This is a genomic window from Acidovorax sp. GW821-FHT11A03 (assembly GCF_058809075.1).
Map to the genome: position 1 here is coordinate 154,893 of NZ_JBXASG010000001.1, position 14,672 is coordinate 169,564.

General features: G+C 70.0%; 14 protein-coding genes. 8 read left to right on the plus strand and 6 right to left on the minus strand.

The window, feature by feature from the left end; genetic code table 11:
• Positions 1–29 precede the first annotated feature (29 nt).
• From AC1RVY_RS00715 to AC1RVY_RS00725, 3 genes are all read left to right on the plus strand, one after another.
• The gene (locus tag AC1RVY_RS00715; RefSeq protein ID WP_492804880.1) at positions 30–983 is read left to right on the plus strand and encodes an ABC transporter substrate-binding protein; all 954 of its coding nucleotides are present in this window, start codon (positions 30–32) and stop codon (positions 981–983) included.
• 187 nt (positions 984–1,170) lie between these two features.
• Positions 1,171–2,376, plus strand: a complete 1,206-nt coding sequence (locus AC1RVY_RS00720) for an MFS transporter (RefSeq protein ID WP_255591468.1) — start codon at positions 1,171–1,173, stop codon at positions 2,374–2,376.
• 97 nt (positions 2,377–2,473) lie between these two features.
• Positions 2,474–4,540, plus strand: coding sequence for a hybrid sensor histidine kinase/response regulator (locus AC1RVY_RS00725; RefSeq protein ID WP_492804883.1), 2,067 nt, complete (start codon positions 2,474–2,476; stop codon positions 4,538–4,540).
• Positions 4,541–4,576: 36 nt separating this feature from the next.
• Here AC1RVY_RS00725 and arsB read toward each other — a convergent pair whose 3' ends face one another.
• From arsB to AC1RVY_RS00740, 3 genes are read right to left on the minus strand one after another with little or no spacing between them, the layout of a single operon-like run.
• Positions 4,577–5,641, minus strand: coding sequence for an ACR3 family arsenite efflux transporter (gene arsB / locus AC1RVY_RS00730; protein WP_218294673.1), 1,065 nt, complete (start codon positions 5,639–5,641; stop codon positions 4,577–4,579).
• Between the two features lie 60 nt (positions 5,642–5,701).
• On the minus strand, positions 5,702–6,193 hold the full coding sequence (locus AC1RVY_RS00735; RefSeq protein WP_492804885.1) for an ArsI/CadI family heavy metal resistance metalloenzyme: 492 nt from the start codon (positions 6,191–6,193) through the stop codon (positions 5,702–5,704).
• Between the two features lie 42 nt (positions 6,194–6,235).
• The gene (locus AC1RVY_RS00740) at positions 6,236–6,562 is read right to left on the minus strand and encodes an ArsR/SmtB family transcription factor (RefSeq protein ID WP_218294675.1); all 327 of its coding nucleotides are present in this window, start codon (positions 6,560–6,562) and stop codon (positions 6,236–6,238) included.
• Positions 6,563–6,854: 292 nt separating this feature from the next.
• Between AC1RVY_RS00740 and AC1RVY_RS00745 the strand changes: the two genes are divergently transcribed.
• On the plus strand, positions 6,855–7,910 hold the full coding sequence (locus tag AC1RVY_RS00745) for a methionine ABC transporter ATP-binding protein (protein ID WP_218294676.1): 1,056 nt from the start codon (positions 6,855–6,857) through the stop codon (positions 7,908–7,910).
• Positions 7,911–7,924: 14 nt separating this feature from the next.
• Positions 7,925–8,590: a methionine ABC transporter permease gene (locus AC1RVY_RS00750; protein WP_492804888.1), complete on the plus strand. Its 666-nt coding sequence runs from the start codon at positions 7,925–7,927 to the stop codon at positions 8,588–8,590.
• A 122-nt stretch (positions 8,591–8,712) separates the two neighbouring features.
• On the opposite strand, the gene AC1RVY_RS00755 is transcribed toward AC1RVY_RS00750, so the two are convergent.
• Positions 8,713–9,678, minus strand: a complete 966-nt coding sequence (locus AC1RVY_RS00755) for a tripartite tricarboxylate transporter substrate binding protein (protein ID WP_492805361.1) — start codon at positions 9,676–9,678, stop codon at positions 8,713–8,715.
• Positions 9,679–9,820: 142 nt separating this feature from the next.
• Entirely contained in the window at positions 9,821–10,912 is a 1,092-nt protein-coding gene (locus AC1RVY_RS00760) for a tartrate dehydrogenase (protein ID WP_218294678.1), read from the minus strand.
• Between the two features lie 105 nt (positions 10,913–11,017).
• On the opposite strand from AC1RVY_RS00760, the gene AC1RVY_RS00765 reads away from it, so the two are divergent.
• Complete coding sequence (locus AC1RVY_RS00765; RefSeq protein WP_218294679.1) at positions 11,018–11,998, plus strand: LysR family transcriptional regulator; 981 nt, start codon at positions 11,018–11,020, stop codon at positions 11,996–11,998.
• Between the two features lie 91 nt (positions 11,999–12,089).
• A complete protein-coding gene (locus tag AC1RVY_RS00770; protein WP_218341044.1) occupies positions 12,090–12,719 on the plus strand; it encodes an Lcl C-terminal domain-containing protein in 630 nt (209 codons plus the stop codon).
• Between the two features lie 33 nt (positions 12,720–12,752).
• Here AC1RVY_RS00770 and AC1RVY_RS00775 read toward each other — a convergent pair whose 3' ends face one another.
• Positions 12,753–13,595 carry an EamA family transporter gene (locus AC1RVY_RS00775; RefSeq protein ID WP_492804891.1) on the minus strand — a complete coding sequence of 281 codons (843 nt, stop codon included), beginning with the start codon at positions 13,593–13,595 and terminating at the stop codon, positions 12,753–12,755.
• Between the two features lie 124 nt (positions 13,596–13,719).
• Here AC1RVY_RS00775 and AC1RVY_RS00780 point away from each other — a divergent pair, with 124 nt between their 5' ends.
• A complete protein-coding gene (locus AC1RVY_RS00780; protein WP_218341046.1) occupies positions 13,720–14,625 on the plus strand; it encodes a LysR family transcriptional regulator in 906 nt (301 codons plus the stop codon).
• Positions 14,626–14,672 lie beyond the last annotated feature (47 nt).

Here is a 14,672-nt window from a genome sequence, read left to right on the forward strand (position 1 = left end):
CAGTGCCAACCCCCTTTCACTCCACCACCATGCTGCGCCGCCAATTCCACCATCTGCTGACCGCTTCCGTTGCCGCCAGTTCGTTCCTCTCGCCCGTGCTCACCCATGCCCAGCAGCGCGTGTTGCTGCGTGCGGGCGACCAGAAGGGCGGGCTGCAGGCGCTGCTCGACGCTGCGGGCGAACTGAAGAACCTTCCCTACGACATCAAGTGGAGCGAGTTCCCGGCCGCAGCGCCACTGGCCGAGGCGCTCAACGCCAACGCCGTGGATTTCGGGCCCATCGGCGATGCGCCGCTGCTGTTCACCCTGGCGGCGGGCAGCCGGGTCAAGGCCTTTGCGGCCAGCCGGTCGGACGCGTACGGCACCGCCGTGCTGGTGGCGCCCCACTCGCCGCTCAAGACGGCGGCAGACCTCAAGGGCAAGAGCATCGCCACCAACCGCGGCTCCATCGGCCACTTCGTCACGCTCAAGGTGCTCGAATCCGCCGGGCTCAAGGCCGACGACGTGCAGTTGCGCTTCATTCCGCCGCCCGACGCCAAGCTCGCGCTCACGCAGGGTTCGGTGGACGCCTGGGCCACGTGGGAGCCCTACACCGCGCTGGCCGAGACCAGCGGCCATGCGCGCGTGCTGGTCAGCGGCCGGGGGTTCTGGACGGGCCTGTCCTTCCTGGCCGCCACCGACGCGGCGCTGGCCGAAAAGCGCGCGGTGCTGCAGGACTTCAAGGAGCGCGTGGCGCGCGCCCAGGTGTGGTCCTACCAGAACGCCAAGCCGTTCGGCCAGTCGCTCGCCCGCATCGTCGGCATCCCGGCCGACGCCGCGCAACTGCAGTTCGAGCGCCGCGCCACGCGCTGGCAGGACATCGACGCCCAGGTGCTGGCGGACCAGCAGAAGACGGCCGACTTCTACCTGGCGGCCGGCCTGATCAAGCAGCGGCTGGATGTGCGGGGCACCTTCGACACCAGCTTCAACCTGGCCAAGGGCTGAGGCCCGCGCAGGCATGTCTGTCGGGCAAGTCCGGCGCCCCCTGGGCGCGGATGCCGCGCGGGCCGCTGCTGGCCGGTGAATTCGTCCGAACCACCGGGCGGCCGGCGGCGAAGGGCCGCGCGGCGGTTTGCGGGCCATTGGCCGGCGTGCCTGCACCGTGGCGCGCGCCGCCCCACAATCGGGTCATATGACCTCTTCTTCGACGATGCTGCGGCTCATCAGCCTGGCAGCTTTCTGCAGCATGGCGTCCATGCGCGTGTGCGACCCCATGCTGGTGTCCCTGTCCCATGAGTTCCATGTCACCACGGGCGATGCCTCCGCCGTGGTGGCGGCCTTCGCGGTGGCCTATGGCGTGCTGCAACTCGTCTACGGACCGCTGGGGGACCGGCTGGGCAAGCTGCAGGTGATCATTGGCGCCACGTCGGCCTGCGCGGTGTTCAGCGCGGCCACCGCGCTGGCGCCCAGCTTCACCGTGCTGGTGGTCGCGCGTGCGGCCATGGGGGCGGCGGCGGCGGGGATCATTCCGCTGTCCATGGCCTGGATCGGTGACGAGGTGGACTATGGGCAGCGGCAGGAGACGCTGGCGCGCCTCATGGTGGCCACCGTCACGGGGATGATGGCCGGCCAGTGGTTTGGCGGCTTTGCCACCGAAACCCTGGGCTGGCGTGGCGCGTTCGCCGTGCTCTCGGTGCTGTTCATGACGGCGGCGGTGCTGCTGCTGCGCCGCCTGCGGGCCGGCGGGGCCGCAGCGGCGCACCCCGCGGGCGCGCAGGAGCCGGGGGCCGGGTTCTCGCTGGCGGCCTACCTGGCCAGCACCCGGAACCTGCTGCGCATGCCGCGCGTGCGCTGGGTGCTCGCGGTGGTGTCCATCGAGGGGGCGCTGGCCTTTGGCACGCTGGCCTTCGTGCCCGCGCGCCTGGTCGACGGTTTCGGCCTGTCGGCCTCGGCGGCTGGCGGCGCGATGGTGCTCTATGGCGTGGGCGGGCTCCTCTACAGCATGTTCGCCCGCCGGTGGCTGGCCGCGCTCGGCGAACAGGGGCTGGCGCTTGCCGGGGCCTCCCTGATCGCCAGCGGCCTGCTGCTGCTGGCCTGGGCGCCGTGGGTGGCGTGGGCGGTGCTCGGGTGTTTCCTGGCGGGCATCGGTTTCTACATGCTGCACAACACGCTGCAGGTGCAGGCCACGCAGATGGCGCCGCAGGCGCGCGGCACGGCGGTCACGCTGTTTGCGTGCCTGCTGTTCCTGGGCCAGTCCCTCGGGGTGCTCGCCGTGGCGTTCAGCGTGGACCGGGGGTGGCTGCCGCCCGTGTTCTCGGTGGCGGCGCTGGGGATCTTCGTGCTGGGTTTCCTGGTGTCGCGCCGGGTGCAGCGGCGCGGCGCCGTCGCGGGCGCCTGAGGGTGCCGGGGTTCGCGAAGCGGTGGCGCTTCGCCTGTAGACTGCATGCACTTTGTGCCTGGGCGCCAGCCCCTGCTGCTGCCGCGCCCCATCCACCATGAACGATTCCCCGCCCGCCACCGTGCTGCCATTTCCCCGCGCCGAGGGCGCCATGAGCGAGAAGGTGCGCCGCTACGACTGGGCGGGCAGCGCGCTGGGGCCCATGCAGGCATGGCCCGCCACGCTGCGCTACTGCGTCGAGGCCCTGCTCGCGTCGCGCTTTCCGTCATGCCTGGTCTGGGGGGCGCAGTTCACCACCATCTACAACGATGCGTTCCGCCTGATACTGGGCAACAAGCCCGAGGCGCTCGGGCGCTCGTTCAAGGATGTGTGGAGCGAGGCCTGGCCCACCATCGGTCCCATCGCCGAGCGCGCCTATGCCGGCGAAGCCACGTTCATCGAGGATTTCCCGCTGGAGGTGAACCGCTACGGCCACCCCGAGCAGGCCTATTTCACGTTCTGCTACAGCCCGGTGCGCGACGAGCACGGCGCGGTGGTGGGCATGCTGGACACCGTGATCGAGACCACCAGCAAGTTCAACGCGCTGCGCCAGTGGCGCGATGTGGCGGCGTCGCTGGAGCAGCAGGTGGCGCAGCGCACGGCCGACCGCAACCGGCTGTGGCAGCTCTCGGACGACGTGCTGCTGGTGGCCCGCCTGGACGGCACCATCACCGCCGTGAATCCCGCCTGGACCGCGACGCTGGGCTGGTCGGAGGCCGAGACCGTGGGCCATCCGCTGGCGGCCTTCGCCCATGGGCACGACATGGCGCAGGTGCAGGACGAAATGGCCCTGCTGGCCACCGAGCCCACGCGCCGCCAGATCACCGCGCGCTACCGCCATCGCGACGGCGGCGAGCGGTGGATCGCCTGGACCGCCGTGCCCAGCGAGGGCTTCATCCAGGCCGTGGGCCGCGACACCACCGAGGAGCACCTGCGCAAGGAGGCGCTCAGCAACGCCGAGGAGCTTTTGCGCCAGAGCCAGAAGATGGAGGCCGTGGGCCAGCTCACCGGCGGCATCGCCCACGACTTCAACAACATGCTGCAGGGCATCGTGCTGCCGCTGCAGCTCATCCGGCAGCGCATTGCCCAGGGGCGCCATGACGAGGTGGGGCGCTACATCGAGTCGGGCCTGGCGGCGGCCAAGCGGGCGGCGTCGCTCACGCAGCGCCTGCTGGCGTTCTCGCGCCGCCAGCCGCTGGATTCCCGGCCCGTGGACCTGGTGTCCTCGCTGGGCGGGCTGGAGTCCATGCTCAAGACGACGTGCGGCGAGAACATCGCGCTGCAGCTGCACCTGCCGCAGGACCTGTGGCCCGCGCTGACCGATGCCCACCAGTTTGAGAGCGCGGTGGTCAACCTGGCGATCAATGCGCGCGATGCCATGCCGGGCGGCGGTGCGCTGTACATCGCGGCCGACAACGTGCATGCCGACGCCGCCACCGCGCAGGCCACGCCGGGGCTGGAGCCGGGCGACTACGTGCGCGTGACGGTGCGGGACACGGGCACCGGCATGACGGGCGATGTGATCGCGCGCGCCTTCGATCCGTTCTTCACCACCAAGCCGCTGGGGCAGGGCACGGGGCTGGGGCTGTCGATGATCTACGGCTTCATGCGCCAGTCCGGCGGCCTTGCGGTGCTGGACAGCGCCGTGGGGCTGGGCACCAGCGTGGCGCTGTATTTCATGCGGTCGCAGCACGAGGCGATCGCCGAGCTGCCCGAGCCGGTGGCCAATCTCTCCAGCGCGCGCCGACCCGATTCCACCCTGGTGGTGGAAGACGACGACACGGTGCGCACGCTGGCCGTGGAACTGCTGCGCGACATGGGTTTCCACGTGATGGAGGCCGCCACCGGCAGCGCCGCCATGGCCCTGCTCTCGGGGGCGGTGCACTTTGACCTGCTGGTGTCCGACGTGGGCCTGCCCGGCCCCAACGGCCGCCAGGTGGCCGACTATGCGCGCGAGAAGTTTCCGTCCATCAAGGTCATCCTGATGACGGGCTATGCCGAGCAGGCGGCCATGACGCCGCAGTTCCTCGGCGCGCAGATGGAGCTGCTGGTCAAGCCCTTTGATGCCCAGACCCTGGTGGGCAAGGTCAACGCGGTGATGGGACACGGTCCGCGAGACGCCTGAGGGCCATCGCCGGGGCGGCCTGCCGCGCGCGGGCCGTCAGATACCGGCTTCATACCAGCCCTTGCTGCGGTTGACGGCGTGCACCACCAGCAGCATCACCGGCACTTCGACCAGGACACCCACCACGGTGGCCAGCGCCGCGCCCGAGTGCAGTCCGAACAGGCTGATGGCGGCGGCCACGGCCAGCTCGAAGAAGTTGGATGCGCCGATCAGCGCCGACGGGCAGGCGATGCTGTGTTTTTCGCCCACGGCGCGGTTCAGGCCGTAGGCCAGCGCGGAGTTGAACAGCACCTGGATCAAGATCGGCACGGCCAGCAGGGCGATCACCAGGGGCTGCCGCAGGATGGCCTCGCCCTGGAACGCGAACAGCAGCACGAGGGTGGCCAGCAGCGCGGCGATGGACCACGGGCCGGTGCGCGCCATGGCCGCCTGGAAGGCCGCTTCGCCCCGGCGCAGAAGCCGCCTGCGCAGCCACTGCGCGATCGCCACCGGGATCAGGATGTACAGCACCACCGAGGCAAGCAGCGTGTCCCACGGCACGGCAATGGCCGACAGGCCCAGCAAAAAGCCCACCAGCGGCGCGAACGCCACGACCATGATGCTGTCGTTGAGCGCCACCTGCGACAGCGTGAACAGCGGGTCTCCGCCCGTGAGCCGGCTCCACACGAACACCATGGCCGTGCAGGGCGCGGCCGCCAGCAGGATCAGCCCGGCGATGTAGCTGTCGATCTGCTCGGCGGGCAGCCAGGGGGCAAACCAGTGGCGGATGAACAGCCAGCCCAGCAGGGCCATCGAAAACGGCTTGACCAGCCAGTTGACGAACAGCGTCACGCCAATGCCCCGCAGGTGCTGGCGCACCCCGGCCAGCGCGCCGAAGTCCACCTTCAGCAGCATGGGGATGATCATCACCCAGATGAGCAGGCCCACCGGCAGGTTGACACGCGCCACCTCCAGCGCGCCCACCGCGCGGGCCGCGCCCGGCAGCCATTGGCCGAGCGCAATGCCCGCCACGATGCACAGCAGCACCCACACGGTGAGGTAGCGCTCGAACACCGCCATGCCGGCGGCCGGGGCGGACTGTGAAGGGTTTTTGGGGTGCATGGGGATGTCAGTGCGCGGGCAGTTCGCGGGCAGGGGTCGTCGGCGTGGGTCCCGTTCGGGTCAGCAGCACTTGTTGGGGTTGGTGGCCGTGGGGCCGCAGCAGGCGGCCTGGCCCGGCTCGGGGATTGAGGGCGCGCCGGTGGGGCAGCAGGCGGCCTGGGCGGGCTGGGCCGCGGCTTCGTTGAACACGGGAATGTTGCCCAGCGTGTGGAAGTGTTCCCACGCCACGCCCTGGGGGTCGGTGATCCAGTGCTTGTCGCTGCGGGCATAGCAGCAGGTGGTGGTGCCTTCGTCCAGCAGGGCCATGTCGGCGCCGTGGGCGCGCGCCTTCAGCTCGGCCAGTTCGCCGGCCTCGTCCACCTGGAAACCCAGGTGGTCCACGCCGGGCTTGTCGCCGCGGGTGGAGATGGCGAAGTTCACGCGCGGGTCTTCGAGCATCCATTTGGCGTAGTCGGCCTCCACGCGCGCGGGGCCGGCCGCGAACAGCCGGGAATAGAACGCGATGCTCTTGGCGAGGTCATCGACATGCAGGTGGACGTGGAATCGCTTCATGGTGGCTTCCTTTCGGCCGTGGGCCGTGGCGTGGGTTGTGGGTCAGCAATCGCAGGCGGCGGTGGCGGTGCCGGGCAGGCAGGCGGCGCCCTGGCAGCAGTTCTCGGTCAGGTAGGCCAGCAGCTCGTTCATGGTGGCAAACGATGCGCGGTAGATCAGGTTGCGGCCCTGGCGCTCCTGGCTCACCAGGCCCGCGTGGGTCAGCTCCTTGAGGTGGAACGACAGCGTGTTGGGCGCAATGCCCAGCTGTTCGGACAGCGCCCCGGGCGTGAGCCCGTCCTGGCCGGCCACCACCAGCGCGCGGAACACGCGCAGGCGCACTTCCTGGGCCAGGGCGGCGAGGGATCGGATGACGTCGGGTTCTTGCATGATTCGATATTACAACAAAAGTTGAAGTATAGAATCGTTCTTGGGAGATCGTTTTCAAGCCTTCATGAAAAAGCAGGAAAATTGGCGAATCGCGCTGGATGGTATTGCGCCAGATGCTATGCAATTAGGAGTGATGAAGGTGGACCTATCACGGTCTTCATAACCTGTGGATCTAATCACCCGATTTTTCAATCGTTTGTGAACTTACGATTCGCCGATACAGTCCCGCATCCCATTCCTCACCGCGCGCCACGGACCATCGGCATGTCCTGTGACGCGCCACTGCTTTTTCATGATCGACTTACGGGGTATCACCCAAACCTACCAGGGCTCACAAGGCCCGGTCGAGGCTCTCAAGGGCATCGACCTTCACATCACGCCGGGCGAAGTGTTCGGCATCATCGGCAAGAGCGGTGCGGGCAAGAGCTCGCTGGTGCGCGTCATCAACCTGCTCAACCGCCCCACCACGGGCCAGGTCATCGTCAATGGCCGCGACCTGACCCAGCTGGGCGATGCCCAGCTGCGCGATGCCCGCCGCGAGATCGGCATGGTCTTCCAGCATTTCAACCTGCTGTCCTCGCGCACGGTGTTCGACAACGCGGCCCTGCCGCTGGAACTGGCGGGCATGGACAAGGCCGCCATCCGCGAGCGCGTGAACCCGCTGCTGGAGCTGGTGGGCCTGTCGGCCCTGGCCCAACGCTACCCGGCGCAGATCAGTGGCGGCCAGAAGCAGCGCGTGGGCATTGCGCGTGCGCTGGCCAGCCGGCCCAAGGTTCTGCTGAGCGACGAAGCCACGTCCGCACTGGACCCGGAGACCACGCGCTCCATCCTCGACCTGCTGCGCCAGGTGAACCGGGAGCTGGGTCTCACGGTGGTGCTCATCACCCACCAGATGCAGGTCATCAAGCAGGTGGCCGACCGCGTGGCCGTGATCGAGGCCGGCCGCATCGTGGAGCAGGGCCGCGTGCTGGATGTCTTCACGCGCCCGCAGCAACCCATCACCAAGAGCCTGATCGACGAGATCCTGCCGCAGGAGCTGCCCGCCAGCGTGCTCGGCCATGTGCGCACGCTCGCAGTTCAGCTCGCTGCCACGGCACCGGACCGCACGGGCCAGCTGCTGCGCCTGTCGTACGCAGGTGACAGCGCGTACCAGCCCATCCTGTCGCAGCTCATCCGCCAGTTCGGCGTGGACATGAGCATCCTGCACGGCCAGGTGGACGAGATCCAGGACGAGACCTTCGGCTCGCTGGCCGTCTATGCCAGCGGCGAGGCCGACCGCCTGCGTGGCGCCGTGGCGCACCTGCGCGCCAGTGGCGTCGCCGTCGAAGAAGTGGCCGTACCGGCTTGAGGAAGGGAAAAAACATGTTCGACAACTTCACCCCGGCCATGCTGGACCTCTTCGCATCGTCGCTGTGGGAAACGCTGGTCATGGTCGGCATCTCCGGCCTGGTCGGCGGCCTGCTGGGCGTGCCGCTGGGCGTGTTCCTGCGCCTCACCGACCAGGGCAGCGTGCTCGAAAACGGGCCCGTCAACAAGCTCGTGGGCTGGCTGGTCAACGCCGTGCGCTCCACGCCCTTCATCATCCTGCTCGTGGCCATCATCCCGTTCACGCGCTTCATCACCGGCTCGTCCATCGGCACGGCCGCGGCCGTGGTGCCGCTGACCATCGCCGCCGCCCCGTTCGTGGCGCGCCTGGTGGAGGCCGCGCTGCGCGAGGTGGACCACGGCCTCGTGGAAGCCGCCCAGGCCATGGGCGCGACCACCAGCCAGATCGTGTGGAAGGTGCTGCTGCCCGAGGCGCTGCCCGGCATCGTGGCGGGCCTGACCATCACCTTCGTGAGCCTCACGGGCTACTCGGCCATGGCCGGCGCCATCGGCGGCGGCGGCCTGGGCGACCTGGGCATCCGCTACGGCTACCAGCGCTTCCTGCCCGAGATCATGCTGGCCGTGGTGCTGGTGCTGATCTTCTTCGTACAGGCCGTGCAGAGCCTGGGCGACTGGGCGGTGCGCAGGCTCAGCCACCGCTGACCCCAGGCACCAGTCGCCTGTTGATTGCTATCTAATTGATAGCTATTGGCGCTTGATGGTAAAGCGCTTGCGGCTGCTTTTGCTGCAAGTTTGGTGCGGGGCTGTGCCCGCCGCCGGATGCTTCATTCCGCAGAGATCCGGTGGTCCGCCACCAGCCTGGCAAAACGCGCCGTGTCGCTGGCGATCTGTTGGGCCATCTGCGCCGGGGTGTTGCCGACGGGCTCGGCGCCGATGTCCAGCATGCGCTTCCTGAAGTCGGCCGACTGGATCACCTTGACCATTTCGGCGTTGAGCCGTTCCACGACCTCGGGCGGCGTGCGCACGGGCGCGAGCACGCCGAACCAGGTGCCGATGTCGAAGCCCGCGAAGCCGCTCTCCTGCAGGGTGGGCACGTCGGGCAGCGCGGACGACCGCCTGGCCGTGGTCACGGCCAGCGCGCGCAGCTTGCCGGCCTTGATGTGCGGCAGCACGGGCGTCACGGTGTCGAACGACATCGATACCTGGCCGCCCAGCAGGTCGGTGGTCAATGGCCCGCTGCCCTTGTAGGGCACGTGCAGCAGCGGCTGGCCGATGGCCGTGGCGAACTGCGTGCCGATCAGGTGCTGCGCGGTGCCCGCGCCGTTGGATCCGTACGAGAACTTGTCGGGCGCGGCCTTCACCAGGGCCACGAGTTCCTTCACGTCCCTGGCGGGCGTGGCGGCGGCCACGGCGAGCACGTTGGGCACCAGTGCGACGGTGGTGATGGGCGCGAAGCTCTTCTGGAAGTCGTAGCCGAGCTTCTTGTACACGCTGGTGGCGATGGTGTGGTGCACCGCGCCCATCAGCAGCGTGTGGCCGTCGGCAGGTGCCTTGGCCACGTAGTCGGCGCCAATGGTGGCGCCCGCGCCGCCCCGGTTTTCCACGATGACCGGCTGGCCCAGTGCCACGCCCAGCTTTTCGCCCAGTGCGCGCGCCAGCACGTCGGTGGTGCCCCCGGCCGCGAACGGCACGACGATGGTGACGGGCTTGGCGGGCCAGGCCGGGCCCTGCGCGTGGGCCTTTGTGCCGGGCAGCAGGCAGGCGGCTGCGGCGACCGCCGCCAGGGCCATCAGGTAGGGGCGGCGCAGCGGCTGGGCGATGCAGGTGGGATGGGGGGTAGGGCGGCGCATGGTTTGTCTCCGAAAGGGTGGTTGTGCGGCGGGTGCATGGCCTTTGTGGCCTTGTTGTTCTGCCCGCCGGGGGCAAGTGCGGTCAGGCGGCTTTGCGCGCGGCCGGTGCGCTGCTGATGAGCGCGCACACGGCATCGGTCACCTGCGCCGTGGTGGCCGTGCCGCCCAGATCGCGGGTGTGCAGGGCGGGGTTGGCGGTGACCTGCTCGATGGCCTGCATCACGGCGCGGGCCGCCTCGGCCTCGCCCAGGTGCTCCAGCAGCATCACCACCGACCAGAAGGTGCCGATGGGGTTGGCCAGGCCCTTGCCCATGATGTCGAACGCCGAGCCGTGGATGGGCTCGAACATGCTGGGGTAGCGGCGCTCGGGGTCGATGTTGCCGGTGGGCGCGATGCCCAGGCTGCCGGCCAGCGCCGCGGCCAGGTCCGAGAGGATGTCGGCGTGCAGGTTGGTCGCGACGATGGTGTCCAGCGTGGCGGGGCGGTTGACCATGCGGGCCGTGGCGGCGTCCACCAGTTCCTTGTCCCATTGCACATCGGGGAACTCGGTAGCCACCTGCGCGGCGATCTCGTCCCACATCACCATGGCATGGCGCTGCGCGTTGCTCTTGGTGATGACGGTGAGTTGCTTGCGGGGGCGCGATCGGGCCAGGCGGAAGGCAAAGCGCAGGATGCGCTCCACGCCCACGCGGGTCATGATGGAGACATCGGTGGCGGCCTCGATGGGGTGGCCCTGGTGCACGCGGCCGCCCACGCCGGAGTATTCGCCCTCGGAGTTTTCGCGCACGATGACCCAGTCCAGGTCCTGGGGTGTGCAGCGCTTGAGCGGCGCGTCGATGCCCGGCAGGATGCGCGTGGGCCGCACGTTGGCGTACTGGTCGAACCCCTGGCAGATCTTCAGGCGCAGGCCCCACAGCGTGATGTGGTCGGGGATGTCCGGGTCGCCGGCCGAACCGAACAGGATGGCGTCCTTGCCGCGCAGGGCGTCCAGGCCATCGGCCGGCATCATCGCGCCGTGGGCGCGGTACCAGTCGCCGCCCCAGCCGAAATTCTCGAACGCGAACTGCAGGCCGGGGTGCTGGGCGGACAGGGCTTCCAGCACGCGCTGGCCTGCGGGAATCACTTCCTTGCCGATGCCGTCTCCGGGAATGGTGGCGATTTGGTAGGTGGTCATGGGGTGTACAAAGAACGGTGGTGGATGGCTGGACTTTAGGCCGCCGTGCGCACAGGAAATGCCCTGAAAGTGAATCCATCGTTAACCCTGGGTTAACATGGATGCATGAGCTCCAGCACCATCCAGCCCGCCGAACTGGGCTTTTTCTCCACCCTGGCCGCCAGCCCCAGCCTGAGCGCGGCGGGGCGCGAAATGGGCGTGTCCACCGCCGCCGTGAGCAAGCACCTGGCGCAGATGGAGCGGCGCCTGGGCGTGGTGCTGGTGAACCGCTCCACGCGGCGCATGAGCCTCACGCCCGAGGGCGAACTGCTGCTGGAGCACGCGCGCCGCATCCTGCGCGAGATCGATGCGCTCGATGAACTCATCGTGCAGTCCCGGGCCAGCCCCAAGGGCCTGCTGCGCGTGAACGCCACGCTGGGCTTCGGGCGCATGCACATCGCGCCGGCCATCTCCGACTTCGTGCGGCTGTACCCCGAGGTGGACGTGCAGCTGCAGCTGTCGGTGCACCCGCCGCCGATCACCGACGACGCCTACGACGTGTGCGTGCGTTTTGGCGAGCCGCCCGACGGCCGCGTGATCGCGCGGCGCATCGCGCCCAACCGGCGCGTGTTGTGCGCGGCCCCGGCGTACCTGGACCGCCACGGCAGGCCGCGCGTGCCGCGCGACCTGATGGAGCACCGGTGCATCGGCATCCGCCAGGGTGACGAGGCCTACGGCCTGTGGCGCCTGACCACCGGGCGCGGGAGCAAGGCGCACACCGAGTCGATCAAGATCACGGGTAACCTGACCACCAATGACGGCGAGATCGCCGTGCTGTGGGCGCTGCAGGGCCACGGCATCGTGATGCGGGCGGAGTGGGACGTGAACCGGCACCTGGCGCAGGGCCTGCTGGAGCCCGTGCTGCCGCAGTACCAGACGCCCGCGGCCGACGTCTATGCGGTCTATCCGCAGCGCCACCAGTTTTCCACGCGGGTGCAGACCTTCGTCACCTTCCTGGCGCAGGCGCTGGCGCGGTCGGGCGCGCTGGCGGGCGTGGCACCGGATGCGGGGCCGCAGGCGGGCAGGCGCACCGCGAAGGTTTCTTGATCTGGCGCGGGGCGCGGGGCGGGCCATGCGGTTAGGCTGTGGTCCATCGCGGCCCACGCCCACCGTGGCCGTGCCGCCCCCCATCCAGCACATGACCACACCGTCCCGCCCACACCTTCATCCCGCCGCCTTGCTGGGCGGCGCACTGGCCTTCGCCACGGCCTGTGCCGCCCCCTGGCCCGCGCGGGCGGCCGAGCCCTTGGCCCCCACCGACTGGGCGCTGTCGAAGGATGGCGCGGTGGTCCTGGACCTGCGCGCCCGGCTGGCCTGGCCGCGCTGCGCCGAGGGCATGCAATGGAGCCGCCAGGCCGGTACCTGCACCGGCAAGCCACGGTTGCTGGACCGCGCCGAAGCCGCGGCGCTGGCCAGCGACCGCTGGAAGGCAGAGGGCGTGGCCTGGCGCCTGCCGCGTGCGCCGGAGCTGCAGCGGCTCATCGACCGCACGGCCAGTCCCCCGGGCCTGAACGCCGCGCTGTTTCCGGCGGCCCCCGCGCAGTGGCACTGGTCCGCCACGGCCAATGTGGCCGCGCAACGGGGCAACCCGTACAACTACAACACTGTCATGCAGGGGCGTTCCGGCGACGCGGCGGCCCAGATGGGGGCGATCAATGGCTGGGCGGTGAACCTGTCCACCGGCGAGGCGCGCGGCGATGTGGCCCGCGCCAGCAAGCTGCCGGTGCGGCTGGTGCGCCCGCTCGGCGAGGCCGAAGCGCCGCAGTAGCTGCCCTGGCCGCCCTGGCCGCTCGCACGGCCTTCAGGACGAGAGTCGCACCATCAGCAGCCCCGCGCACACCAGTGCGGCCGAAGCCATGCGGGCCGCGCCCAGGGGCTCCTTGAGCATCCAGGTGGAAATCAGCGCCACCAGCAGCACGCTGGTCTCGCGCAGGGCCGACACGGCGCCCATGGGCGCGCGCGCCAGGGCCCAGACGGCGATCCAGTAGGCGCCCATCTGCATCGTGCCGGCCGCGGCGCAGCGCCAGAGCATGGGCGGGTCGACCCGGAAGGCGCGGGGCCCTTTCCACCACAGAACGATGAGCGCCGTGGCGATGCCGTCGCCCAGCGTGAGCACCACCGCGAAGCCGATGGCCGACCCCGCCTGACGTGCCCCCAGCGCATCCACCACCGTGTAGGCGGCGATCAGCACCCCGGTCAGCAGCGCATACCCCACGGCCCGGCGCTGCGTGCCGCCACCCCGCACGAGCGCCAGCGACAACACGCCCGCGCACAGGCAGGCAACGCCCCACAGCGCCCCGGCCCCTGGCCATTCCCCCGCGAACACGGCCGCCCCCGCCACCACCAGCAGCGGCGCCGAGCCCCGGGCGATGGGGTAGACCTGCCCCATGTCGCCGTGGTTGTAGGCAATGGGCAAGGCGAAGTGGTAGGCCGTGTGCACCGCGACGGACAGCGCGAGCAGCGGCCAGCTGGCCGCGGCCGGCAGGTTGACCCATGGCAGCGCCAGCAGGGACAGACCGCTGCCCATGAGCGTGGTGATCGCCATGGCGGTGATGCGGTTGCCGCCCAGCTTGATGGCGCTGTTCCAGCCCGCGTTGAGCGCGGCCGACAGCAGCACGATGAGGAAGACGTCGTTGGTGAGCATGGCGATGGAGGTCCCGGGGGCTGAGTGAGTGCGCGCAGGGGCCAGTTTTTTGATGGGCGAATGATGTTTTTCAGCCAGACATCTGTAAAGTTGAATTCAATGACTATTGAATTCAGGATTCCTGATGCGAAACCTCAACCTGGACCAGGTCCAGACCCTTGTTGCCATCGCCGACCTGGGCACGCTGGCCGCCGCGGCCCAGGCCCTGCACCTGGCGCCACCGACGGTCAGCCTGCACATCAGTGAACTGGAGTCGCGGCTGGGCGCCGCGCTGGTGGTGCGCGGCCGGCGCCAAGCCAGCCTGACGCCGGCTGGCGAGGCGCTCGTGGCGGGGGGGCGCCGCCTGCTGGCCGGGGCCGACGAGGTGGTGGAGCAGGTGCGCCGGCGCGCGCAGGGGCTGGAAGGCCTGGTGCGCCTTGCCACCACGGCGGGCGTGAGCGCGGGCTTGCTGCCCCGTCTGCTGGAGCGGCTGGCCCGTCAAAGCCCGGGGGTGGATGTGAAGCTGGATGTGCTCAGCTCCGCCGAGGCCATGGCCCGGCTCGGCGCGGGCACGCTGGATCTGGCCATCGTCGCGATGCCGCAGGCCGCCGGCCGCGACGTGCAGGTGCGCCCCTGGCGCACGGACCCCATGGTGGCGCTGATTCCGCCCGCGTGGGATGCGCCGGCGCAGGCCACGCCACAGTGGCTGGCCGGCCAGCGCTGGATGTCCTTCGGACCGGCCACGCAGATGTACCGGCTCATCGCCGGCTGGTTCGCGCAGGCCGGCCTGAACCCCCGCCCCCGCATGGAGCTGAACCACCCGCTGGCACTGCGCAGCCTGGTGGGCGCCGGCCATGGCGTGGCGGTGCTGCCGCTGGAGCAGCCCGGGGTGGCGGGCGGCGATGTGGAGCAGGACAACGCGGGCCTGCAGGTGCGCCCGCTGAGCCCGCCGCTGTGGCGGGAGCTGGGGCTGGCGCGGCGGGCGTCGCAGGTGCACGACACGGCCATCCTGGCGGTGTGGGCGGCACTGGAGTCCCTGGCCGTGCCGTGACGGGCACTGGCTGCGCGCTACCGCGCCTTGCCGCCTCCCTCATTCCC

Coding starts and splice junctions, on each gene's coding strand:
- AC1RVY_RS00715 (WP_492804880.1), top strand. CDS start 30: ATGCTGCGCCGCCAATTCCACCATCTGCTGACCGCTTCCGTTGCCGCC.
- AC1RVY_RS00720 (WP_255591468.1), top strand. CDS start 1,171: ATGACCTCTTCTTCGACGATGCTGCGGCTCATCAGCCTGGCAGCTTTC.
- AC1RVY_RS00725 (WP_492804883.1), top strand. CDS start 2,474: ATGAACGATTCCCCGCCCGCCACCGTGCTGCCATTTCCCCGCGCCGAG.
- arsB (WP_218294673.1), bottom strand. CDS start 5,641: ATGCACCCCAAAAACCCTTCACAGTCCGCCCCGGCCGCCGGCATGGCG.
- AC1RVY_RS00735 (WP_492804885.1), bottom strand. CDS start 6,193: ATGAAGCGATTCCACGTCCACCTGCATGTCGATGACCTCGCCAAGAGC.
- AC1RVY_RS00740 (WP_218294675.1), bottom strand. CDS start 6,562: ATGCAAGAACCCGACGTCATCCGATCCCTCGCCGCCCTGGCCCAGGAA.
- AC1RVY_RS00745 (WP_218294676.1), top strand. CDS start 6,855: ATGATCGACTTACGGGGTATCACCCAAACCTACCAGGGCTCACAAGGC.
- AC1RVY_RS00750 (WP_492804888.1), top strand. CDS start 7,925: ATGTTCGACAACTTCACCCCGGCCATGCTGGACCTCTTCGCATCGTCG.
- AC1RVY_RS00755 (WP_492805361.1), bottom strand. CDS start 9,678: ATGGCCCTGGCGGCGGTCGCCGCAGCCGCCTGCCTGCTGCCCGGCACA.
- AC1RVY_RS00760 (WP_218294678.1), bottom strand. CDS start 10,912: ATGACCACCTACCAAATCGCCACCATTCCCGGAGACGGCATCGGCAAG.
- AC1RVY_RS00765 (WP_218294679.1), top strand. CDS start 11,018: ATGAGCTCCAGCACCATCCAGCCCGCCGAACTGGGCTTTTTCTCCACC.
- AC1RVY_RS00770 (WP_218341044.1), top strand. CDS start 12,090: ATGACCACACCGTCCCGCCCACACCTTCATCCCGCCGCCTTGCTGGGC.
- AC1RVY_RS00775 (WP_492804891.1), bottom strand. CDS start 13,595: ATGCTCACCAACGACGTCTTCCTCATCGTGCTGCTGTCGGCCGCGCTC.
- AC1RVY_RS00780 (WP_218341046.1), top strand. CDS start 13,720: ATGCGAAACCTCAACCTGGACCAGGTCCAGACCCTTGTTGCCATCGCC.